This window comes from Dietzia cinnamea NBRC 102147 (assembly GCF_001571065.1).
GTDB classification, from domain to species: domain Bacteria; phylum Actinomycetota; class Actinomycetes; order Mycobacteriales; family Mycobacteriaceae; genus Dietzia; species Dietzia cinnamea.
Window position 1 is genome coordinate 98,312 of the sequence record NZ_BCSW01000004.1, and the last position, 23,179, is coordinate 121,490.

The 23,179-nt window shown below is 71.0% G+C and carries 15 protein-coding genes and 1 pseudogene; 13 read left to right on the top strand and 3 right to left on the bottom strand.

Annotation, left to right across the window (positions count from 1 at the left end):
* Positions 1-176: 176 nt before the first annotated feature.
* The gene (locus DCI01S_RS03035; protein WP_232302998.1) at positions 177-2,300 is read right to left on the bottom strand and encodes an N-acetylmuramoyl-L-alanine amidase; all 2,124 of its coding nucleotides are present in this window, start codon (positions 2,298-2,300) and stop codon (positions 177-179) included.
* Positions 2,301-2,709: 409 nt separating this feature from the next.
* On the opposite strand from DCI01S_RS03035, the gene glf reads away from it, so the two are divergent.
* Entirely contained in the window at positions 2,710-3,912 is a 1,203-nt protein-coding gene (glf, locus tag DCI01S_RS03040; RefSeq protein ID WP_061227873.1) for a UDP-galactopyranose mutase, read from the top strand.
* Positions 3,913-3,987: 75 nt separating this feature from the next.
* Here the strand turns inward: glf and DCI01S_RS03045 are convergent, their stop codons facing one another.
* Complete coding sequence (locus tag DCI01S_RS03045; RefSeq protein WP_061227874.1) at positions 3,988-5,433, bottom strand: hypothetical protein; 1,446 nt, start codon at positions 5,431-5,433, stop codon at positions 3,988-3,990.
* A 73-nt stretch (positions 5,434-5,506) separates the two neighbouring features.
* Between DCI01S_RS03045 and DCI01S_RS03050 the strand changes: the two genes are divergently transcribed.
* Positions 5,507-6,985, top strand: a complete 1,479-nt coding sequence (locus DCI01S_RS03050; protein WP_061227875.1) for a DUF5129 domain-containing protein — start codon at positions 5,507-5,509, stop codon at positions 6,983-6,985.
* A 33-nt stretch (positions 6,986-7,018) separates the two neighbouring features.
* On the opposite strand, the gene DCI01S_RS03055 is transcribed toward DCI01S_RS03050, so the two are convergent.
* Positions 7,019-7,744: a peptidylprolyl isomerase gene (locus DCI01S_RS03055; RefSeq protein WP_061227876.1), complete on the bottom strand. Its 726-nt coding sequence runs from the start codon at positions 7,742-7,744 to the stop codon at positions 7,019-7,021.
* Between the two features lie 144 nt (positions 7,745-7,888).
* On the opposite strand from DCI01S_RS03055, the gene DCI01S_RS03060 reads away from it, so the two are divergent.
* From DCI01S_RS03060 to fadD32, 11 genes and pseudogenes are all read left to right on the top strand, one after another.
* Entirely contained in the window at positions 7,889-9,895 is a 2,007-nt protein-coding gene (locus DCI01S_RS03060) for a hypothetical protein (RefSeq protein ID WP_156482533.1), read from the top strand.
* A 216-nt stretch (positions 9,896-10,111) separates the two neighbouring features.
* Complete coding sequence (locus tag DCI01S_RS03065; protein WP_061227878.1) at positions 10,112-12,112, top strand: glycosyltransferase; 2,001 nt, start codon at positions 10,112-10,114, stop codon at positions 12,110-12,112.
* Positions 12,105-12,722 (top strand): phosphatase PAP2 family protein, encoded by a 618-nt coding sequence (locus DCI01S_RS03070; RefSeq protein ID WP_061227879.1) that lies wholly within the window; start codon positions 12,105-12,107, stop codon positions 12,720-12,722. The genes DCI01S_RS03065 and DCI01S_RS03070 overlap by 8 nt, the downstream gene beginning before the upstream one ends.
* A complete protein-coding gene (locus tag DCI01S_RS03075; protein ID WP_061227880.1) occupies positions 12,719-13,756 on the top strand; it encodes a decaprenyl-phosphate phosphoribosyltransferase in 1,038 nt (345 codons plus the stop codon). The genes DCI01S_RS03070 and DCI01S_RS03075 overlap by 4 nt, the downstream gene beginning before the upstream one ends.
* 16 nt (positions 13,757-13,772) lie before the next feature.
* Positions 13,773-15,887, top strand: a complete 2,115-nt coding sequence (locus DCI01S_RS03080) for an arabinofuranosyltransferase AftB family protein (protein ID WP_156482534.1) — start codon at positions 13,773-13,775, stop codon at positions 15,885-15,887.
* A 194-nt stretch (positions 15,888-16,081) separates the two neighbouring features.
* Positions 16,082-17,206 (top strand): alpha/beta hydrolase, encoded by a 1,125-nt coding sequence (locus tag DCI01S_RS03085; RefSeq protein WP_061227881.1) that lies wholly within the window; start codon positions 16,082-16,084, stop codon positions 17,204-17,206.
* A gap of 565 nt (positions 17,207-17,771) precedes the next feature.
* Positions 17,772-18,509: pseudogene (locus DCI01S_RS18235) on the top strand (alpha/beta hydrolase); the annotation flags it as partial.
* Between the two features lie 129 nt (positions 18,510-18,638).
* Complete coding sequence (locus tag DCI01S_RS18240) at positions 18,639-19,409, top strand: LGFP repeat-containing protein (protein WP_371441673.1); 771 nt, start codon at positions 18,639-18,641, stop codon at positions 19,407-19,409.
* A complete protein-coding gene (locus tag DCI01S_RS03095; protein WP_061227883.1) occupies positions 19,406-19,897 on the top strand; it encodes a DUF732 domain-containing protein in 492 nt (163 codons plus the stop codon). The genes DCI01S_RS18240 and DCI01S_RS03095 overlap by 4 nt, the downstream gene beginning before the upstream one ends.
* Positions 19,898-20,088: 191 nt before the next feature.
* Complete coding sequence (locus DCI01S_RS03100) at positions 20,089-21,054, top strand: cutinase family protein (RefSeq protein ID WP_061227884.1); 966 nt, start codon at positions 20,089-20,091, stop codon at positions 21,052-21,054.
* 174 nt (positions 21,055-21,228) lie between these two features.
* On the top strand, positions 21,229-23,175 hold the full coding sequence (fadD32, locus tag DCI01S_RS03105) for a long-chain-fatty-acid--AMP ligase FadD32 (protein ID WP_061227885.1): 1,947 nt from the start codon (positions 21,229-21,231) through the stop codon (positions 23,173-23,175).
* The last annotated feature ends 4 nt before the right edge of the window (positions 23,176-23,179 follow it).

Genomic DNA, 23,179 nt, shown 5'->3' on the forward strand with positions numbered 1-23,179 from the left:
GCGGACCGGTCCCCACCACTTCCCCGGTGTACCCCTCGCCCCGGTGGGGGAGGGGCACACCTGGTGGGAGCCGGTCCGCAGGTCTGAGATGGCCGTCGCGCCGAAAGCCCCGAGGCGCCGTGCCGGAGACCGCGCGGGTCACCCGCCGCGTGCGCGGCGGGTGACCCGGACGTCGGTCAGGGGTTGGGCTCGACGCTGAGCTGCTTGGTCTCCGGGTCGTAGACGAGCGTGCCGCCGACGAACCGCTGGGCGATCGTGCCGTCCTCGCGCTCGGCCTCCGCGGAGACCGGCAGCCCGAGCGGGCCGTGCTCGAAGCCCTGTGCCGCCCACGCGTCGCCGATCACGCCCCACACCGGGTGCGTGCCGGTCTCGGGGGACGAGTACAGCGCGCCGTTCTCGTGCTTGACCAGCGAGACGTTGCCGAATCGCTGCACGCCGGACAGCGCCTTGCCGAGCTGGGCGCCGAGCTGTTTGCCGAGTCCGCGGAAATCGCCGCCGGCCAGGTTCTCCACCGATCCGAGGTCCACGCCGACGGCGTCGCCCACCGAGCCGGCGTCGACCGGCAGGTCCGCGAGGGTCTTGCCGCCGAGCAGGGCGCGGGTCAGGGCCGCGGGGTCGAGCCGGCCGCCGGTGAGCACGGTCCGCAGCGCGGAGACGACGGCGTCCTGGATGCCCGACTGGGTGATCGCGGGCAGGCCGGCACTTCCGGTGCCACCACCACCGCCGGTGCCACCACCACCGCCGGCGCCGCCACCGCCGCCGGCGCCGCCACCGCCGCCGCCGGTGCCCGGGTTGGACGGGGCCGGGGACGAGCCCCCGCCGCCGCTCTTGGCGTAGGAGGCGGCGATGTCGCGGATCTGGCCCATCTTGGCGTAGCCGGCCTCGCCCGGGCAGGTGGTGAGGCCGACGTCGCGGTGGGCGAAGATGTTGGGCAGTCGCACGGCGGTGCCGTACGAGTACTTGGTGTACGAGGTGCCCTCGGAGTAGTGGGTGTCCGAGCCCTTGGGGTCGACGCCCGCGACCGACAGACGCCAGCCGATGATCTCGCCGACCTTGCGGATCGTGGCGTCGGGCGGGGAGACGGTCGAGTAGTCGCCCATCATCGAGATGCCCCAGGTGTTGCCGTTGAAGCCGCCGGCGTGGGCGCCCTGGACGTTGCGGTCGAGTCCGCCGCGGCGGCCCTCGAAGGCCTGCCCGTACTTGTCGACCAGCACGTTGTAGCCCACGTCGCACCAGCCGAGCGTGCGGGCGTGGTACGTGTAGATGCCGCGCATGACGCCGGCCGAGCCCTCGCGGGTGTAGTTGTTGCTGCCGGCCGTGTGGTGGACGACCGCCGCGGCGAGCGTGGGGTCGTAGGAGGTGCCGCCGCAGCGGATCGACTCGTCGGCGCCCCAGCCGGCGCGGGTGATGATGGACGGCTGCCTGGCCGCGATGTCACCGTGCGCGCCCGTGCCGCCGGAGGCGGTGACGTCGGCGAACGCCTCGGGGTCGGGCGTCGGGGTGTCGTCGGGGGAGAGCAGGACGGCCTGCACCGAGTCGGGGTCGAGGTCGGTGGTCTCGGCGACGGGCTTGATGTCGGCGTAGCGGGTCGGCGCGGGCGGGGTGCCGTCCGACGCGGGCCGGGCCGGCGCGGAGGTCGGGCCCGCGGGGGTGGCCGGGGTCGGCGCCGACGACGGCGTGGGGGCCGGGTCGGCGGTGCGGGCGGCGGCCACGTCCTCATCGGTTGGGGCCTCGGCCTCGTCGGCGGACCGGGTGTCGGCCTTCGCGGGCTCGTCGGGGGTCGCCTCGGGCGCGTCGGCCAGGGAGGTGTCCTCGATATCGATGCCGGACAGCGAGATCTGGACCGCCGTGGTGTCGAGCCCCAGGTAGACGGGCTCGGTGCCGCCGGTGCCGGTCACGCTCTCGCCCTTGCCGTCGGTGGACTCGGCCTCGTACCAGGGGCCCCACGTGCCGTCGGGGTTCTTGGCGCGGACCTGCGCGACGGCGGCCGGGTTGTGGCCCTTCCACGTGACGCCGACCATCGAGAACGGCGTGTCGGACGTGACCTCGCGGACGGGGGAGCCGCCGGAGGCGACGTCGCTGTCCACGCCCGCGGCGGGCGGTGCCTCGGCCAGCGGGACCGCGGTCTCGCCGGTCGGCAGGCCGCCACCGGCGGTGGCGGTGATGTCGTCGCCGGACTGGACGACCTGGTCCGCCCCGTACACGGCGAGGGGCGTGACGACGGACGCCGCGACCGCCACCGCCAGGGCGAGGGTCCGGCGTCGACCGCTGACGTACAGGGGGCGGCGTCGTGTTCTCAAGGGCTTCTCCAGATCAGGGTCTGTGACACGCGGCTGCGCGGGCCGCGTGGCACTGCTGCCCTCGGGGCCCCGCCGGAGCGAGACCACAGGGACGTGTGTGACGAACGGGGTCAATGTTAGCCAAGAAACGACTGAAACCAAGTGGTAAAACTGTGAATATCGGGACTACAGGGATGTAGTTTCGAACCGACGTACGACGACGAGAACGCCCGACCAGCACCGTGGGCCACTGCAGTCGCGCCGGGAAGTCGTCCTCCTCGTCGTCGTCGGCGTGCCCTGAACCCACCCCCGACCCGCCGGATACCCTTGGACGCGGACCCGCGCCGACCGGCGCGTGGCCAGGCGGGCGGACGCCGCGCGCGATCCAGCGACGGACCACCGCCACGGACTACGGGAAGGCTCGAGACTTATGGCAGGCGAACGGCAGTGGGGCACCTATGACCTCATCGTGGTGGGGTCGGGTTTCTACGGTCTGACGGTTGCCGAGCGGGCGGCGAGCGAGCTCGGCAAGCGCGTGCTGGTGCTCGAGCGGCGTCACCACATCGGCGGCAACGCCTACTCCGAGCCCGAGCCCGAGACCGGCATCGAGATCCACAAGTACGGCGCGCACCTGTTCCACACCTCCAACGAGCGCGTGTGGGAGTACGTCAACCGCTTCACGTCCTTCACCGGCTACCAGCACCGCGTGTTCGCCATGCACAAGGGCACCGCGTACCAGTTCCCCATGGGCCTGGGCCTGATCTGCCAGTTCTTCGGCCGCTACTACTCGCCCGACGAGGCCCGCGCGCTCATCGCCGAGCAGGCCTCCGAGTTCTCCTCCGAGGAGGCGGCCAACTTCGAAGAGAAGGCCATCTCCCTCATCGGCCGCCCGCTGTACGAGGCGTTCATCAAGGACTACACGGCCAAGCAGTGGCAGACCGACCCCAAGAACCTGCCCGCCGGCAACATCACCCGCCTGCCCGTGCGGTACACGTTCGACAACCGCTACTTCAACGACACGTACGAGGGCCTGCCCGTCGACGGCTACACCGCGTGGCTGGAGAACATGGCGGCGCACGAGAACATCGACGTGGCGCTGGACACCGACTGGTTCGACGTCCGCGACGACGTCCGTGCCGCCAGCCCCGACGCCCCGGTCGTCTACACCGGCCCGCTGGACCGCTACTTCGACTACGCCGACGGGGAGCTGGGCTGGCGCACCCTGGACTTCGAGACCGAGGTCCTGCCGACCGGCGACTTCCAGGGCACCCCGGTGATGAACTACAACGACGCGGAGTACGACTACACCCGCATCCACGAGTTCCGGCACTTCCACCCCGAGCGCAAGAACTACCCCACGGACAAGACAGTGATCATGCGTGAGTACAGCCGCTTCGCCGAGCGCGAGGACGAGCCGTACTACCCGATCAACGAGTCCACGGACCGCGAGAAGCTCGCCGCCTACCGCGACCGCGCCAAGGCCGAGACCGCCGCCAACAAGGTGCTGTTCGGTGGCCGACTGGGCACGTACCAGTACCTGGACATGCACATGGCCATCGCGTCCGCGCTGACAATGTTCGACAACACGCTGGCGCCGCACCTGCGCGACGGCGCGCCGCTCGCCGACGGCTGATCCCCCCGCCCCACGCGCCACGCGCAACCGCGCGCCCGCGCGAAATCCGCTACTCCCCGGCGGGATCCGCTACTCCTACCGGGGTAGCGGATCCGTCGTCGGGGTAGCGGATTCGGGCGCGGTGCCCGCGGGTGCGGTGCCTGAGGGTGCGGTGTCGGCGGGCGCGTCGGCGACGAGCTCGTGGACGGCGGCGTCCCGCTGCGCCGCGTGCACGATCGTCGGCTTGGCCTCGCCGAGGTGCTCCAGCACGGGCGTGACCGACGTCCAGAAGCGGCTCAGCGAGCTCAGGCCCTCGTTCTCGGCCCGTGCCTGTGCGCGTTCGGCCCGCGTGTCGTCAGCGCGCGTGGGGTGCAGCGCGGCGCGCTTGCCCTCGATCCGGTCGTCCTTGCGCTGCGAGATGACGTACCCCAGCGCGAACGCCACGCTCCGCGGCATCCGCCCGGACAGCAGCACGTGCGCCTCCGGGTAGTCGTCGAGCACCTGCTCCACCGCCCCGGACAGCTCCTCCACGAGCCGCGCGAACGCCCGCCGGTCCACCTGCCGGCCGCTCGCGCCCGGGTACCAGCGCCCGGCGGGCAGCGTCCACGGGCGGAGGATGGCGTCGGTGGCCGCGCTGGTGTCCGTGACCGCGCCGACGCCGTTCGCGGTGGTGGGCCCGGTTCCCTCGGCGCCGCTCGCGCCCTCGGTGGGACCCACGACGACGACGAGGTCCGCCGCCTCCCGAAGCGGATGACCCGCGTCCACCTCGGAGACCGGTCCGCCCCCTTCCAGCTGGAGCGAGAGCCAGACCCGCCGCACGGAGGTCCGGTCCGCCGGCGCCTCGACCGCCGACCCGGCGGGCAGGGTCACCATCGCCAGTTCCGCGCCGGCTTGGCTGCGGCGGGACCGCCACCGGCGCTCGGTCCACTCGTCGTCGCCGTCGTCGAAATACACGGTGCGCACGCCGGTGTCCCCGCCCGGGAGGCGCCGCTTCCGGGCCGCCACGGGTAGCTCGGCCAGGTGGGTGCGCTCGCGCAGGAGGATGTCGTAGCCGACCGCCAGCGCCGCCGGGAACGCGAGGTTGGGCGCCAGGAGGAACCCGGTCGCGTCGTCGTCGTCGTTCATCGCCCGCTCGAGCTCGTCGGAGATGTGGTCGACCTCGCGGCGCAGATCCACCACGGCGTTCGCGGTGCCGAACCAGCCCGTCGCCGACCGGAAACCGAGACTGCGGGCGTTGGCGACGTCCACGGCGGCACGCATCCGATCCGCGCTCTCGGCCGGCAGCAGGCGCAGGTAGTACAGGGTGCCGTTTTGTGCCATGAGCCACGCGCGCAGAGCCATCGCCACCACCAGCACGAGCAGGGTGCCGAAGAACCAGCCCAGCCGGGACGGTGAGGTGCAGGTGTCGGACCACAGGTCGGACACCGTGGAGATCGTGCACGACGCGTCGCGGGCGATGAGGTCCTCGGCGACAAGCCCGCCGAACGCGGTGGTCAACGCGACCGTGATGGCGATGAGCGTCTCGAGGAGGAACACGCGCATGAGCGTATCTGTCGCCTCGGACACCTGCCGCGAAGTGGCGGCGCGACCTCCCGGGCGGGCCTAGGCTTCTGGCATGACCCGCACGATCGCCCGGCCCCTGCCCCGCACGGTGTCCGCTCCCGCCGTCGACCCCGCCCCGGGCCGGGCGGCGGTCCTGTGCGGCGTCGCGGCCGCGCTGTTGCTGGCGCTGTTCCTCCTGCCGTTCGCGCCGGCCCGCGCCCAGGCACCCGCGCCCGCCCAGGCACCCGCGCCCGCCGAGGTGGCCGTGGGCGTCACCGACCGGGCCGGCGTCCTGTCGTCCGGCGACCAGGACCTCTTGCGCACCGAGACCGCGCGGATCGCATTCCCGCCGCAGGTCACGCGTGTCGAATACCTGGTCTTCGACGACGACGGCGACAACCTCAACGACACCGTCGAGCGCTTCGCCCAGTCCGAGCGGCCCGACCTCGTCGCCGAGGACCGCGAAAAGTGGGCGCCGGGCACGCTCATCGTGGCCAACGACACCGAGGCGCGTGACGTGGGCATCTACTGCGGCGACGACGTCTGCGGCGCCCTCGACATCTTCGAGGGCCCGCACCTCGACGGCGCGCTGGAGGCGATGAAGGACCCGATGCGGCGGGAGAACCACGCGATGGGTCTGCTCGCGGGCGCGCAGGCCGCGAACGACCCGACAGTGACGGGCCCGGAGCCCGAGGAGGCGCCGGCCTGGCTTCCGTGGGCGCTGGGCGGTGCGGGCGTCGTGGGCGCGGGCGCGATCGGTGCGGGCGTGGCGGCGAGCCGGAAGAAGAAGGCGACGACGGCGAGGGAGCGTTACGACCGGGTCTCCCGCGAATACGGGCGGGTCGCGCAGGAGCTCACCGGGTTGGACGTCCGCGCCAACTCGCTCACCTCCCCACTGGCCGACGACGAGCTGCGGTCCCACTGGGCGGACGTCCGGGACCGGTTCCTCTCGCTGGACACCGTGATGGGGCGGATCGGCGACCTGCGGCCCGACTCGACCGACGCCGAGTTCCGGGCCAAGGCCACCGACATCGAGCTCGCGCACACGACGGTCGACCAGATGGAGACGGCGGAGAAGAACATCGACCAGCTGTTCCGCATGGAGCAGGGTGACGCCGACGTGCGCCGCCGCCAGCTCGGCGAACTGCACGAGGACATGACCGCCGCCGCGCTGGGGACAAAGGACGAGCGGTTGGCCGCGGAGGCCCGGGCGCTGGACGCCCGGGCGGACGAGCTGGCCCGCGACACGCAGGCACCCGACTTTATGGACCGGTACGCGCGGCTGGTGGTGGACTACCGCCTCGTCGTGGAGGCGATCCGCGAGCGGGAGATGTCGGATGTGAAGACGGCCAAGGATGCGGGGGACCGCCACGCGCCCCGGCTGTACGACCGCGACTGGCGCGCCGGCTACGGCTACAACGGCTTCGTCCCGTACTACGTCGTGTCGAGCTGGCACGCCCACGACGTGCAGGCGGCGCAGTCGGCGAGCTCGACCAACACGAGCTACTCCAACGCATCGTTCTCGGGCGGCGGCGGGTCGAGCGGGTACTGACCCGCCGCCCCGCCGCCCCGCCGCCCCGCCGGGTCAGCCCTCGACGATCTCCACCGACTCGATGGTGTGCGTGGTCTGGGGCCGACCCTGCGGGCTGCCGTCGGACTCGATCGCGGTGACGGCCTCCATTCCCTCGGTGACGGTGCCGAAGAGGCTGTAGTCCGGCGGCAGCGAGACGCCGGAGTCACCGGTGACGATGAAGAACTGGGAACCGTTGGTGTCGGGGCCGGCGTTGGCCATGGCCACCGACCCGATCTCGTACTCGCCCTCGGCGGGCAGTTCGTCGGCGAACTCGTAGCCCGGGCCGCCGCTGCCGGTGCCCTGCGGGTCGCCGCCCTGGATCATGAAGCCGGGGATCACGCGGTGGAAGGTGATGCCGTCGTAGTAGTTGTGGCGGGCGAGGAAGACGAAGTTGTTGACCGTCTCCGGTGCCTTCTCCTCGAGCAGGTCCACGGTGACGGGCCCGGCGTCGGTGGTGATGACGGCCGAGTAGTCGACCCCGGGGGTCAGGCACATCGGCGGGGCCGAGTCGAACGAGGTCGTGCGCTCGTCCGTTCCCTCGGCGGGCGGGCACTCGACCTCGCCGCCGGACTCGCGACCCTCGGACTGCGCCGCGCTGGTGGTGCCGCCGGTCGCCTGCTCGTCGGAGGCCGCGTCGTCGGAGGCGCAGCCGGCGAGCGCGAGGGGCGTGGCGAGGGCGAGCACCCCGAGGGCGGTGCGGACGGTCGGGCGGCGGCGGGGTGAAGCGGTGAGGTGCATGGGACGAGACTAGGTCAATGGCCTTGTTCGCGATCGGTCGGCGGTGGCGGGTGCAGTGGCGTCGACGACCGGCCATAGGGCCCGCGAGAACTCTGTGGCAGGCAATGTTCACCACCCTGACACATGTCGAGATAATCTATACGAATGGATCACGCTGCCCTCCGTGAAGAAGTCTTGCCCCTCCCCACGGTCAAATCGGGGTATCGCCGAGTACTCATGTTGGGGACCACCGGCGCGGGCAAGACGACCGTTGTCAGGCAACTGCTCGGGACGAACCCACGCACCGAACGGTTTCCGTCCACGTCGACCGCAAAGACAACGGTCGCCGACACGGAGATCGTCCCGTGCGACGAACCCTTCTTCCGAGCGGCTGTCACCTTCATGCCCCGCGACGAAGTCGAGGACCATCTGCTCGACAATGTCGTGGCTGCAGCGCAAGCCGTATACGAGGGTGCGGCTAACGACGTCGTCTACATGAAGCTCCTCGATCACGAGGGGCAACGGTTTCGCCTGAGCTACCTACTCGGCCGTCCGATCGTGGAGGACGACGACGACATCATCGATGACGCAATCGATGATGACGTCATCGAGGACGAGGCGAACCGCGAAACCGGGGACGAGAGCACGGAGATGTCCATCGCGGCGGGCACCGGGCTCGTGGAGGTCGACGTTTCTCAGTCACGAGAAGTGGTGGATCTCGCCGTGGCCAGGGTTCAGACAATGGTCCAGTCGATCCTCCCAAGGATCGGAATGTCAGAGGCCTCCGAGGAAGGCGAAGACGCCTTTTACGAGGCGCTTCAGGACGCGGTCGCGGACTCGGCGATCACCGGCGAGGTGATCTCGATGCTGGTCCGCGAGGTGACCAGCCGCTTCTCCGCACTGTCGTTTGGGTACCTGACGTGGGACGACGAGGGCTGGCCGCTCATGTGGACCCAGACCTCTGCCGACCGGGTCCAGTTCCTGGCGGAACTGTCTACGTTCTACGGTAACTCCGCGACCGGATTCGGGCGTCTTCTCACCCCGGTGGTCAACGGGATCCGCGTGAGCGGCCCGTTCGTCCCGACTTGGTCCGACCGACCACTCCGCCTGGTGATCATCGACAGTGAGGGGCTCGGACACACCCCTTCGTCCATCTCGTCGCTGTCATCTTCGCTCGTGAAGAAGGTGGGACAGAGCGACTCGGTTCTTGTGGTTGACAACGCGCAACAGCCGATGCAGGCCGGGCCGCTGGCGGCGTTGACCCAAATAGTCGAATCCGGGAGTGTGGCGAAGCTCCATCTCCTGTTCACCCACCTCGACGCGGTAAAGGGGGCCAACCTCACCGGCTACGCTGCTCGGACCGGGCACGTCCGGGAATCGGTGGAGAACGCGCTCTCGAGTATCGAGTCCGCGGCCGGGGCCGCTGCCGCGCGAGCTCTGCGTCGGCGCTTGGACACTTCCGTTTACTATGCGGGGCGGCTCGATCGGGTCCTTACCGCCAAGGACATCTTTGGACGCAAGGGGGCCACGGAGTTCTTGCGCTTGCGTGAGGAGCTGGAGGGGGACGAGCCGGTACGCGATCATGGGGACGCCGAGATCGTCATCGCCCGCAAGGGGGTGGTCATCGCCGTCGAGAAAGCCACGGCCCGATTTCAGGAGGAATGGCTCGTCCGGTTGGGCGTGGAGAGGCCGGCGCCCGGAGCTGACCTCCGAGCCGAACACTGGGCGAGGATAAAGGCGCTCAACCGGCGGATAGTCGGGCGGACCGACTTCGAATACCGCGACCTCAAGCCGGCCGGCGACTTACGGCGGGCACTGCAGAGTGTCCTTTACGCGATGCTGCAGAACCCCGTGCGCTGGCAGGGACAGTCCGTGTCCGAGGACGAGCGGAGTGAGGTCGTCGACACGATCGCGCTGGCATTGACAGACAAAGTCGTCGGGCTTGCCGATAAGCAGATCATCCTCGACCGAATGGACGCCTGGGACGCGGCGTGGGCCGAGTCCGGGAAGGGGTCGGTGGCCCGTCGCGCCCACATTCTGGCCGAGGACGTCATCAAATGTGGTGCCCCGGTTCCTACGGCCGACATGTCCATCGCAGCGACCCAGCTGGTCGACGCTGTTGAGCGCATTCTGGAAGAGGTCCGTGCGAACCACCATCTGACGCTGGAGTAGGTGATCACCCGCGTCGACCGCGTCAATCACCTGGGCGCGCGGGTGGGGCCCCGGCGCGTGGTGGGCGGGGTGTGTCGGCCCCGACGGGTACGATCGACCCGGCTTTCGTCCCGCAGCCGCGCCTCCCCGGCGGCGGCGCAGCGGGCGCGGAGGTGCGACAGGGCACAGCAATGTGAACGAGGGCGGCCCCGGCCGTCGGGACGGGGACACGCACACATGGAACATCACGGCCACCACGAGTTGGTCGACGAGGTCGAGCGATCGGTCGCCGCGCTCGCCGATCCACGTGGCCGGGAATGCCTCCAGCGGATCATCCTGCCGCGGGCCGGCGAGCCGCTCGACGTGCGCTCGCTCTACCTCGACGAGGCCCCCACCAACTCCCGCCGCGCCCACTCGTCCACCCGGACGTCGCTCGGCATCGGCGCGGACTCCGAGGTCTCCTTCGCCACCTACTTCAACGCGTTCGCCGCGGCCTACTGGCGCCGGTGGACGGTCCTGGACGAGGTCGTCCTGCGGCTGACCGTCCGCGGCGCGGGCCGCGTCGACCTGTACCGCTCGAAGATCGACGGCTCCCGCATCGCGATCACCGGGGACGTCGTCGGCGAGCCGGGTCGCGCCGGGCAGGTCACCACGGTCGAGTTCGTGTGCGACCTCGGTCCGTTCGAGGACGGCGGCTGGATCTGGTTCGACCTCACCTCCGACACGGACGTCGAGCTGCTCTCGGGCGGCTGGTACTCCGCCGTCGACGCCCCGGCCACGCGCCCCGACGCCGGCCCGGACGGTCGACCCGACCCGGCCGTGCAGGTACCCAACGACCGCCGCGTGACCGTCGGCATCCCCACGTTCAACCGCCCCGGTGACGCGGTGGCCGCGCTGCGCGCGCTGACGTCCGACCCCGAGGTCGACGCGGTGATCGACGCGGTCCTCATGCCGGACCAGGGCGACAGGAAGGTCCGCGACGAGCCCGGGTTCGCGGAGGCGGCGGAGTTCCTGGGCGACCGGCTGCACATCTTCGACCAGCCGAACCTCGGCGGGTCGGGCGGCTACAGCCGCATCATGTACGAGGCCCGCAGGCTGACGGACTCGCCGTACATCCTGTACATGGACGACGACATCGAGATCGAACCCGACTCGATCCTGCGGGCGCTGGCTTTCGGGCGTTTCGCCACCGTCCCGATGCTGGTCGGCGGGCAGATGCTCAACCTGCAGGAGCGCAGCCATTTGCACACGATGGGCGAGGTGGTGGGCGCCCACGACTTCATGTGGACCGCCGCCCCGCACGCGGACTACGACTACGACTTCTCCACGTACCAGCTCACGGACCGCGACAACCCCAAGCCGCTGCACCGCCGCATCGACGTGGACTACAACGGCTGGTGGATGTGCCTCATCCCGCGCGTCGTGGCAGAGAAGATCGGCCAACCGCTGCCGCTCTTCATCAAGTGGGACGACGCGGAGTACGGGCTGCGCGCGCGACGCGCCGGCCACCCCACGGTCACCATGCCCGGTGTGGCGATCTGGCACATGGCGTGGTCGGACAAGGACGACGCGATCGACTGGCAGGCCTACTTCCACCTGCGCAACCGCCTCGTGGTGGCGTCGCTCTACCACGACGGCGACCACAAGGGGATCATGCAGTCCAGCCTCAAGGCGCTGGTCAAGCACCTGGTCTGCCTCGAGTACTCGACGGTGGCCATCCAGATCGAGGCGATCCGCGACTTCCTCCGCGGCCCCGAGGCCCTGTACGAGTTGTTGCCCACCGCCCTGCCCAAGGTGCGGGCGATGCGCGCGGAGTTCCCGGACGCCGTGGTCATCCCGTCGGCCGTCGACCTGCCCGCGCCGTCGGGCGGCCCGGCCGGGATCCACTCCGAGCCCCGCGGCCCGGTCCGCAAGGCCGTCGCGCTGGCCAGGGGTCTCGCGCACACCCTGAGCAAGGACGACAAGCGGCACCACGAGGTGCCGCAGGCGAACTTCCCGCCGATCGAGGCGCGCTGGTACTCGCTCAGCCGGGTCGACGGCGCCACGGTCACCACCGCCGACGGCCGCGGGGTGGTCTACCGCAAGCGCGACCGCGAGCTGGCCGCCGCGCTGTTCAAGGAGTCGGCGGCCCTGCACCGCGAGCTGTTCCGACGGTTCCCCGAGATGCGGCGCCGCTACCGTGACGCCCACAGCGAACTCGTGACCAAGGAGGCCTGGAGCCGTGTCTTCGATGCCTGATCCCGCGGGTTCGGTCGAGATCCCCGTACCCACCGGCGAGGTCCGGCTCCTGGCGGCGGTGCAGAAGCGCCTGCTCGCCGTGCCCGGGTCGCGTCAGGCGGCCGTGACGCTGTCGCACGTCGGCGAGCACGCCCTCGGGTGGATGGCGATCGCGGCGGCCGGCATGGTCGTCGACCCCGATCGCCGTGGCCGCTGGGCCATGGTCGGTGTCGGCAGCTTCGGCGCCCACGCCACGTCCGTCGTCGTCAAGCGCGTCGTGCGTCGGCGCCGACCGGACCACCCCTCCGTCGCCGTGGGGGTGGGCACCCCCTCCAAGCTGAGCTTCCCCTCGTCCCACGCCACCTCCACCACCGCGTTCGCCCTGCTCGCGGGGTCGGTGTCCGGCGTCCCGGTCGCGCCGGCGCTCGTGCCGCTGATGCTGGCGTCCAGGTTGGTGCTCGGAGTCCATTACCCTTCGGATGTGGTCGCCGGTGCCGCCGTCGGTGCGGGCTGCGCTGCCCTCACCCGCGCGGTCTGGCCCTCGGACGCGGTCCAGCAGGTCCTGCCCGGGGCACTGCGCGACGGCGCGGCGGGTCCGCGCGCCACCCAGATTCCCGAGGAGAAGCGATGACCGATCAGACCGGAGTGCCGGCCGCCCGGGGCGGGACGGAACACCATCTCCTGGGCGCCGAACCGCACACGGCCAACGAGATCGACGACATCGAGGAGGCCGCCGAGGAGTCCGGGGGCGCGCCCCCGAAGAACCTGCTCGACGGCATGATCAAGGCCCTCCGGCCGCGTCAGTGGGTCAAGAACGTCCTCGTCATCGCGGCGCCCGCCGCGGCGGGGTCGCAGACACTCACCGACGGCAGCGTCCTGTTCTCCGTCTTCATCGCGTTCGTGGCGTTCTGCATGGCCGCCTCGAGCGTGTACCTCATCAACGACGCGATGGACGTCGAGGCGGACCGCGCGCACCCGACCAAGCGCTTCCGGCCCATCGCGGCGGGCGTGTTGCCGGTCGGGCTCGCCTACGCGATGGCGGTGGTGCTCATCGTCGCCGCGCTCGTCATCTCGGTGTTGTTCGCGCACCCGGCCCTGGCGATCGTCGTGGCCGTGTACATCGTGCTGCAGCTCATGTACTGCTTCGGGCTCAAGCACCAGCCGGTGCTCGACATCGCGTTCGTCTCCTCCGGCTTCCTGTTGCGCGCGGTCGCCGGCGGTGCGGCCGCCGAGGTCGAGATCTCGCAGTGGTTCCTGCTCGTCATGGCGTTCGGTTCGCTGTTCATGGCGGCGGGCAAGCGGTACGCGGAACTGAGCCTGCACCTGAAGACGGGCGCGAAGATCCGCAAGGCGCTGGAGAGCTACACGCCCACCTACCTGCGGTTCGTGTGGACGCTGTCGGCCACCGTGCTCGTGCTCTGCTACGCGCTGTGGGCGTACGACCGGGGCTCGGACCCCACCCAGCCGAGCGGTGCGGCGATCTGGCTGCAGATCTCGATCGTGCCGTTCACCATCGCCGTCCTGCGCTATGCGGTCGACGTCGACGCCGCGCAGGCGGGCGAGCCCGAGGACATCGCGCTGGGCGACCGGGTCCTGCAGGTCCTCGCCGCGCTGTGGGTCCTGACCGTGGTGATCGGGGTCTACATCGTCCCGTCGCTGGCCTGATCTCGGCGGGCACACGATGTCGGAGGTGACGGCGGAGCGCCGTGACGGTCGTCGCGACCAGCGCGGGGCCGGATCCGGCGAGCCGCGGGCCGAGCACCGCGACGTGGTCGGACGCGGGCGGGGCGACGCGGTCTTCTGGACCGGGCTCGCCGTGGTGGTGGCGATCTTCTTCGCCGGCGCATGGCAGCGGCGGTGGATCGCCGACGACGGTCTCATCGTGCTGCGGACGGTCCGCAACCTCGTGGCCGGCAACGGCCCGGTGTTCAACGCGGGGGAGCGGGTCGAGTCCAACACCTCCACGTTGTGGACCTATCTCATCTACGGCACCCATGAGGTCGTCGGCTACCGCCTCGAGCTGGTCTCGCTGGGCCTGGCGCTCACGCTGAGCATGCTGGCGGTGGCGTGCGCGATGCTGGGCGCCCGCGTCATGTACCGCGGGACCCGACGCGCCCCGGCGGGCGGGCCGATGCTGCTCCTGCCGTTCGGCGTCCTCGTCTATGTCATGCTGCCGCCGGCCCGCGACTTCGCCAGTTCCGGACTCGAGACCGGGCTGGTGATCTGCTGGATCGGCGTCATGTGGCTGGGCCTGCAGCTCTGGGCCCGGTCCCCGCATCGCGAGGGCCGCTTCGGCCTGCCCGCGCCGGGGACGGCGGCGATCGCGTTCATCGCCGGCCTCGGGCCCCTCGTGCGGCCCGAGATGGCGCTGGCGGCGGCGGTGTTCCTCGCGATGATGGCGGCGTCCCGCCAGTCGTGGCGGCACCTGGGTTGGCTCGTGGTCATCGCGGGCACGGTGCCGGTCGTCTACCAGCTCTGGCGGATGTCCTACTACGCGCTGCCGTACCCGCTCACGGCCGTGGCCAAGGACGCCGGCGGGGCGAAGTGGGACAAGGGCGCCGAGTACCTGTGGGATCTGCTCGCGCCGTACGTGCTGCTGCTGCCGCTCGTCGCCGTCCTCGTCGCGGGCCTCGTGGCCCTGTGGGCCCGCACGGCCCCACGTCGCGCGGCCGGTGCGTCGTCCGGACATCCGCTACTCCGACTCGGGATCCGCTCCCTTCACAGGGGTAGCGAATCCGGTCCGGCGGTATCGGATTCCGGGTCAGGAGAGGGTGACGACGACGAGGGCGGCCGGCTGCTCCGCCTGCGGGGGCGGGTCCGCTCCACCCCGGTCGTCACGGTCGCGTTCCTCGTCGTGGCCCTGGTGATGCTGCTGTACGTCACCCGCGTCGGCGGTGACTTCATGCACGGCCGCGTGCTGCTGCCGTCCCTGTTCCTGATCCTCCTGCCCGTCTCGGTGGTGCCCCTGCCCGTAGGGCCCGCCCGCGGGTCCGCGGACGCCTCCGTGCGGCGGGTGGCGGTACCCGTGACCGCGGCCGCGTGGCTCGTCGTCATCGGATGGGCGGTCACCGTCCAGGTCGTCGAGGACCCCTTCCGCGAGGAGCCGGAGTCCATCACGTCGGCCGGCATCGTCGACGAGCGGCAGTTCTACATCCAGCGCACGGGGCACAGACACCCGCTCCTCGCCGACGACTACCTCGACTTCCCGCGCATGCGCGCGCTCGTGCGCGACGTCTCCCGCAACGAGACGGGGGCGGTGTTCCTGCCGGTGCCGGGTTTTCAGGACCGCTGGGACGTCGTCGCCTACGACCACCCGATGCCCGGGTTGGCGCCGTTCGAACTGCCCGAGGACCCCGTCAAGACCGTCGTGTTCCTCAACCTGGGCATGACCAGCATGAACCTGCCCCTCGACGTGGGCGTGTACGACACGGTCGGCCTGGCCTCGCCGCTCGCCGCGCACACGGATCGGATGGAGGACGGGCGGATCGGGCACGACAAGTTCTTGCCGTACGACTGGGTGCTCGCGCAGAGGCAGGTGATCGAGAACCCGGTCAACTTCCCGCGGTGGATCGACGTCAACTGGGTCAACCAGGCCGAGGTGGCGCTCCAGTGTCCGGCGACGCAGGCGCTGATCGAGTCGTACTCCGCCCCGTTGACCCCCGAGCGGCGATGGTCCAACCTGGTGAACGCATTCTCATTCGCCGAGTACCGGATCAACAGAATCCCTGCTTACGAGGTGCAGAGGTGCGGCTTACCGATGCCTGAGGAGGTGGAGAAGTATCAGGGCACTCGGTAGGGTGGCGCTCGCTGTTGTCTCGAAACGGTAACAGTCAGGGGTCGAATCGGTCCCCGACCTGTAACACCTGTCCCAAAATGCGCGACAGTATCGATGACCTCGATGTCGCAGTTCCGGTCCTTCCCTGGTGGGGCCGGTCCGATGAACGTCACCGATGCCCTGCGGGCACCAGGAACGAACAAAGGAACCAACGAATGTCCCACTCCACCCTCCGGCGCCGGTTCGCCGCCGGGCTCACCGCTCTGGCGACGGCCGCAGGGCTCCTCGTCGGCGCCCCGGCACTGGCCGGCGCCCAGGCGACCGAGCAGGGTTCCTCTGCCAGTCTCGGGTCCGCCGGCTCGGCTGCCCCGCCGCCGGCCGCCCCCGCGTTCCGGCCCGCCGGCGGCAACGAGAACCCGGTCGGTTTCCGCCATTGGCTGCGGCCGGGCTGCGAGTGGGATCCCGTCGCGTCCTGGGTCCAGCTCTGCCACGTGTGGTCCCCGGCGATGAACCGGCACATCAAGGTGCAGGTCCAGCCCGCGCGCTTCGGCGGCAACGCCGGTCTCTATCTGCTCGACGGACTGCGGGCGCGTGACGACTGGAACGCGTGGACCCACGACGCCCAGGCGCAGCGCATCTTCCTGCAGGACAACATCACCCTGGTCATGCCCGTCGGCGGCCAGGTGTCCTTCTACTCCGACTGGCAGCGGCCCATCAACCTGGGCGGCAACCTGCTGGAGTACAAGTACGAGACGTTCCTGACCCGCGAGCTGCCGAACTACCTGGCGGACCACTTCGGCGTGCGGCGCGACAACAACGCGATCGCCGGTCTGTCGATGGGCGGCTCCGCCGCCGCGACGCTCGCGGCCAACCACCCGAACCAGTTCAAGCAGGTGTCGGTCTTCTCCGGCTACATGAACCCGACCGCCCCGGGCATGTACACCATGATCCCGCTGGCGATGTTCGACCAGTGCAAGTGCGACCCGTTCGCCATGTGGGGCCTGCCCGGCGCGCCGGCGTGGGGTCGCAACGACCCGCTGCTCAACGCCGACAAGCTGCGAGGCATCCCGATGTACGTCACCGCCGGCTCCGCGATCCCGGGCCAGTACGATCAGCCCTCGAGCCTGCAGGCCGTGTTCAACACGTTCAACGGCATCATCCTCGAGGGCCTGTCCCGCGGCTCGACCCTTGCGTTCCAGAACACGATGAACGCGGCCCCGAACAAGGCCGTCTTCGAGTACCGCACCACGGGCATCCACGGGTGGGGCTACTGGAACGACGACCTCATCGCGGCGCGCTCGGCGCAGATCCTGAACGTGATGGACGCCCACGCGTGGTGATCACACCGAGTTAGCCGACGAATCGGACTCCCATCAGCGAGTCCTCACCCGTCACACCGGGGCCCCGCGCGTAGATTCTGTGCGGGGCCCCGGTCGCATCTGACCACCGGGTTCGGCCGCGGGAGGGGAACCCGCGGGCGCGCCGCGGACCCGGGCCCCCTATACGGGTGACGCGGGCCGGGTGCGACGCGCGCCCACCAGACGATCCGGCGAGACGACGCGGCAAGAAAGAGAACAACACATGGCGACCCCCAGCGCACACGCGAGCCCCCGTTCCCGGTGGGCGTCCCTCCTCGCGGCTCCCCTCGTGGTGTCGGTGGTGGGGTCGGGCCTCGTCCTGCCGCCCGTCGCCGCGGCGCAGGAGACCCCGACCCGTCCGACCCCGGCGCAGAGCAGCCCCGCGCAGACCGCTCAGCCGCGGTCGACGACCGCCGCGCCCGACCCGGCGGGCGCGCCCGACGCGCCGAGCCTGCGCGTGCCCGCGGCGCCACCCTCCGGCGTGCGACTGGACAAGGTCGAGTGGAAGTCGGCCAACCGTGTGGCCCTGTGGGTGCAGTCGCCGGCCATGGAGCAGGCGGTGCAGGTGCAGCTCCTGCTCCCCGCCCAGTGGAACGCCGACCCCGGCCGCACCTACCCGTCCCTGCTGCTGCTCGACGGGCTCCGGGCCCGCGATGACGCGAGCGGCTGGACTCTCGAGACCAAGGTCTCCCAGTTCTTCGACGCCAAGAACGCGATCGTCATCCTGCCGGTGGGCGGCCAGTCGAGCTTCTACACCGACTGGGTCTCCGACGCCAAGGGTTCGGCCTACCAGTGGGAGACGTTCCTCATGCAGGAGCTGCCCCCGCTGCTGGCGCGGGACTGGCGGGTCGGCGACAAGCACGGCGTGGCCGGGCTGTCCATGGGCGGCACGGCTGCCATGATGCTCGCGCAGCGCTACCCCGAGCACTTCCAGTTCGCGGCCAGTTACTCGGGCTTCCTCGACACCACCAGCTTCGGCATGCCCGAGGCCATCAAGGTGGCCATGCAGGACGCCGGCGGCTACCCGGCCGAGAACATGTGGGGTCCGCTCGGCTCGGACCGGTGGCAGGAGCAGGACCCCAAACTCCACACCGAGAAGATGCGCGGGCAGAGCGTCTACGTCTCCGCGGGCAGCGGTAACACCGGCCCATGGGACCAGCCGTCCGGCCTACCGGACATCCCGACCAACTTCCCCGGGTACGGGCTCGAGCTCCTCTCGCGGATGACCACCCAGACCTTCGTCAACAAGGCGCGCGCCGAGGGGGTCGAGGTCACCGCGAACTTCCGCCCGTCCGGTACCCACACGTGGCCGTACTGGCAGTTCGAGATGACCCAGGCGTGGCCGCAGTTCGCCACCGCGGTGGGCATCGAGAACGTCGAGAAGCCGTGCGCGGCGGCGGGCGAGATCGCCCGCGTGGCCGAGCGGCAGCCCGGACTCGGGCCGTGCCTCACCGGCGAGTACGACGTCCGGGGCGGCAAGGCCACCGACTTCCGCTTCGGCCGCGTGTTCTGGTCGCAGGCCACGGGGGCGCACTCCGTCCTCGGGGCGATCGGCGCCGCCTACCAGGCCGAGGGCGGACCCGACGGCGTGCTCGGGCTGCCGACGTCCGGGGAGACGACCACCCCGGACGGGCGCGGCCGGTTCTCCACCTTCCAGAACGGCGTCATCTACTGGTCGCCCTCCACCGGCGCGCACGCGGTCCGCGGCGGCATCCGGGCGATGTGGCAGGAGCGCGGCGCGGAGCGCGGCGACCTCGGGTACCCGACCACCGACGAGATCACCAACCCCAACAAGCCGGGCGTCGTCCAGGGCTTCCAGGGCGGGACGGTCTACTGGTCGGAGGAGACGGGTCCGAAGGTCGTCGAGGGGGACATCCTCAAGGCCTACCGCGAGGCCGGGGCGGAGAACTCCGAGCTCGGCTACCCCGTGACCGACGAGATCGCCCTCGACACCCGACGCGGCGCGTTCAGCCGGTTCCAGGGCGGCGCGATCTACTGGTCGCCGCGCACCGGCGCCCACGTCGTCCCCCGCGGCCCGGTGTTCGACGCCTGGGGCACGGTCGACTACGAGCGCGGTCGGCTCGGCTACCCGACCGGCCCGCTGCGCAACACCTCCGGCGGCCAGGTGATGGAGTTCGAGGGCGGTCGGATCACCGTGTCCGGTGGCCGGGCGGAGATCTCGTGAGGTCCCGTGCGCTCTCGCTCGGCGCCGCGCTGCTCGTCGCCGGAGGGATGCTCACCGCGTGCGGGGGAGGGGACTCGACGGTCTCCGGCGTGCCGGACTCCGAGACGCTCGCCCCGCCGCCGGGCGGCGGCTCCGCCGGCGCCTCCCGTGTCCCGGCGACGGAGGACTCCGGCCGGTACACGGAGGCGCCGGCCCCCGTCCCCCCGGATGCGCCGGGGTACACCGCGCCGGCCATCGGTGCGCGCGAGCGCGGCTACCTCTCCGCACTGGAGAAGGAGGGCATCGAGACCGCCGACCTGTCGGATTCGCTCGTCGCCGCCGGCAACACCATCTGCCGCATCCGCACCACCGGCGGAGCCGCGGACGAGACCACGACGATCGCCGACGCGGTGGCCGGTCAGATCTCGGCGGGCGGCTACTCCGACCGTGAGGTCGACGAACTGTCCCGGGTCGTCGTGGACGCCTCGGCCGGGCAACTCTGCCCGTAGCGGCCCGCCCAGTGCACTGCCGCCCGCGCGGCTCGAACAGCACGACGGCGGTCGTCGGCGGGCGGCGGCCGCTCCGGGTGAGCCCGGACACCTCGCCCGGCACCTGAGGAACCCGCGCGGACCGCGGGGCGTTGAACCGGTCGTCGGCCACACGCCACAGTCGTGTGGGAGGTCGGGAAGGAGTTCGTATCGTGGCTCGCGGAACGCGTCGTGGGGGAGGCCGCCGTCTCGGCTGCTCGCTGGGGGCGCTCGTCGTGATCGTCCTGCTCGTGCTCGGCATCGGGTGGTGGCTCGGCAACCGGGGGTTGCCGACCGGCCCCGACGGCCCGCTGCCCGGCCCGGACGAGACCGAGCAGACCCAGCCCGCCGACTGCCCGGACGTCGAGATGATCGCCGTGCCGGGGACATGGGAGAGCAGCCCCACCGACGATCCGCACAATCCGGGTTTCCTGCCCAACGCGCTTCTGCGGACGATCACGGACCCGCTGAGCCGGCAGTACCCGGACGAGCGCCTCGAGGTGTTCACCGTCCCCTACGTGGCGCAGTTCCGGAACCCGCAGCAGCCGAACCAGGTCACCTACGACCAGAGCCGGGCGGAGGGCACCGAGCGTGCCCGCGCCGAGCTCGCGGCCACACACGAGCACTGCCCCCTCACCTCGTTCGTCCTCCTGGGTTTCTCCCAGGGCGCGGTGATCGCCGGCGACCTGACGAGCGAGATCGGTAACGGCAACGGTCCCGTTCCCGCCGACCGGATGCTCGGTTCCGTCCTCATCGCGGACGGCCGCCGCCTGCCGGGGCAGGGCCAGTCGCCGGGGCTGTCCCCCGGCAACGGCCAGGGGATGGAGATCGCCCTGCAGCCGGCCACCGGCCTGACCCAGCTCATCGCGGGTGCCACCATGACCGGGCCACGCCCGGGCGGGTTCGGCGAACTGGACGACCGCACGGCCCAGATCTGCGACTCGCGCGACCTGATCTGCAACGCCCCGCTCAACGTCGTCGACGGTGCCGCCCGGTTCCAGGAGTTCGTCGCCAACAACGCGATCCACGCCATGTACGCCACGAACCCGGACGTCATCGCCGGGACCACCGTCCCCGAGTGGACGATCGGCCACGTCAGCGAGCTCGTCGACGCCGCTCCGGAGATCGCCCACGAGTGACCGTCACGCCCTGCTCCCGGCGCCCGCGGGGCGACACGCCTGGCGAAGCGACGATTCGGAGTTCGGATGTGCCCTGAGGCACGCTGTAGGATCGACAAAGCTTGTCGTCAGTGCACCCGGCATATCCGTGGTCGACGACGTCGACCAACGTAGGACGGATCGGAACGGAGCAACGTGGAGTTCGAGCAGTATCACGACGCCGGAGGGGCGATCGTCATCCCTGATCGCACCACCCTTGTCGACTTCGTCGAAGCCAACGTCTCCGCCGCGCGCCAGGACCCCGCCCATGACGGGCTGGTCTACCGCTACATCGACTACTCGACCTCCCGTGACGGTGAGGTGCACGAGCTGTCGTGGACGCGGTTCGGCGAGCGGCTCTACGCCATCGCGGCCCGCCTGCAGCAGGTCGCGAAGCCGGGGGACCGCGTGGCCATCCTCGCCCCGCAGGGCCTGGACTACATCGTGTCGTTCTTCGCCGCGATCCAGGCCGGACTCATCGCCGTGCCACTGTTCGACCCGGATGAGCCGGGCCACCACGACCGCCTCCACGCGGTCCTGGGCGACTGCGCACCGGCGGTCATCCTCACCTCGACCGAATCCGCTGCCGGGGTCCGGAAGCTCTTCCGAGAGCTGCCCGCCCGCGAGCGTCCGCGCACCGTCGCCGTCGACGCCATCCCCGACGAGCTCGGCTCCGGCTGGTCCCGACCGGACCTCGGCGCCGACGACATCGCCTACCTGCAGTACACCTCGGGCTCGACCCGGGTGCCCGCCGGAGTCGAGATCACGCACCGCAACGTGGTCACCAACGTCATGCAACTCTTCGACAGCCTGGGTCTGACCCGCGCCTCGCGCGGCGTCACCTGGCTGCCGCTGTTCCACGACATGGGCCTGCTGACGGTCATCCTGCCCGCGATGGGCGGGGCCACCATCACGGTGATGAGCCCCCGCGCGTTCGTGCAGCGGCCCGGCCGGTGGGTCTCCCAGCTCGGCGCCGCGAGCGGCGGCGACGGGGTGTTCGCCGCCGCCCCCAACTTCGCGTTCGAGCACGCCGCCCGCCGCGGCCTGCCCAGGGAGGGCGAGACCCTCGACCTGTCCGGCGTGACGAGCATCATCAACGGTTCGGAGCCCGTCACCCCGGCGTCGATGCGGGCATTCAACGAGGCGTTCGCCCCCTACGGGCTCGCGCCCACCGTGATCAAGCCGTCCTACGGCATGGCCGAGGCGACCCTGTTCGTGTCCTCGCCGCGCCGAGATGACGAGGCGATCGTCATCCATGTGGACCGGACGGATCTCAACCGGGGCGTCATGACCGTCCTCGAGCCGTCGCAGGTGGAGGGCAACGAGGACGCCATCCCCCAGGTCGCGTGCGGGTACGTCGCCCCCAGCCAGTGGGCCACGATCGTCGAGGCGAACATCGACGAGGCCACGGGAGAGCACGACGGCACCGGCCGCGAACTCCCCGAGGGCCGGGTCGGCGAGATCTGGCTGCACGGCACGAACATCGGTCGCGCCTACTGGGGGCGCCCCGAGGAGTCCGAGGCCACCTTCGGCAACCGGCTCGTCGAGCGGCTGCAGGATGGCTCCAAGACCGTCCGCGAGTTCGGGACGGTACCCGAGGACGCGCGCTGGCTGCGCACCGGCGACTACGGCGCCTACGTGGACGGTCAGCTGTACATCACCGGCCGCGTCAAGGATCTGGTGATCGTCGCGGGCCGCAACCACTACCCCCAGGACCTGGAGAACACCGCGCAGAGCGCGTCCGACGCCCTGCGGCCCGGCTTCGTCGCCGCGTTCTCCGTGCCGGCCAACCAGTTGCCGATCGAGGCGCGTAACGGTGCGGAGATCGCCGCCGATGACTCCTCGGAGACGCTGGTCGTGGTGGGTGAGCGCGCGCCCGGCGCGGGCAAGGCCGACCCCGGTCCCATCGCGGACGCGGTCCGGTCGGCGATCTCCGCGCGACACGGCGTCACCGCCCAGGACGTTCTCCTGGTTCCCGCCGGGTCCATCCCCCGCACGTCCAGCGGCAAGATCGCCCGCCGTGCCTGCAAGGCGGCGTACGTGGACGGCACCCTGCGCGGGGGCCACCAGCAGACCGCATTCCCGGACCTGCCGGCGCAGTAGCGTC

Excerpts from the sequence above, each read along its gene's own strand:
- DCI01S_RS03080 (WP_156482534.1), top strand. The coding sequence starts at position 13,773 with ATGTCGGAGGTGACGGCGGAGCGCCGTGACGGTCGTCGCGACCAGCGC.
- DCI01S_RS03070 (WP_061227879.1), top strand. The coding sequence starts at position 12,105 with ATGCCTGATCCCGCGGGTTCGGTCGAGATCCCCGTACCCACCGGCGAG.
- DCI01S_RS03045 (WP_061227874.1), bottom strand. The coding sequence starts at position 5,433 with ATGCGCGTGTTCCTCCTCGAGACGCTCATCGCCATCACGGTCGCGTTG.
- DCI01S_RS03050 (WP_061227875.1), top strand. The coding sequence starts at position 5,507 with ATGACCCGCACGATCGCCCGGCCCCTGCCCCGCACGGTGTCCGCTCCC.
- DCI01S_RS03075 (WP_061227880.1), top strand. The coding sequence starts at position 12,719 with ATGACCGATCAGACCGGAGTGCCGGCCGCCCGGGGCGGGACGGAACAC.
- DCI01S_RS03065 (WP_061227878.1), top strand. The coding sequence starts at position 10,112 with ATGGAACATCACGGCCACCACGAGTTGGTCGACGAGGTCGAGCGATCG.
- DCI01S_RS03085 (WP_061227881.1), top strand. The coding sequence starts at position 16,082 with ATGTCCCACTCCACCCTCCGGCGCCGGTTCGCCGCCGGGCTCACCGCT.
- DCI01S_RS03055 (WP_061227876.1), bottom strand. The coding sequence starts at position 7,744 with ATGCACCTCACCGCTTCACCCCGCCGCCGCCCGACCGTCCGCACCGCC.
- DCI01S_RS03060 (WP_156482533.1), top strand. The coding sequence starts at position 7,889 with ATGGATCACGCTGCCCTCCGTGAAGAAGTCTTGCCCCTCCCCACGGTC.
- glf (WP_061227873.1), top strand. The coding sequence starts at position 2,710 with ATGGCAGGCGAACGGCAGTGGGGCACCTATGACCTCATCGTGGTGGGG.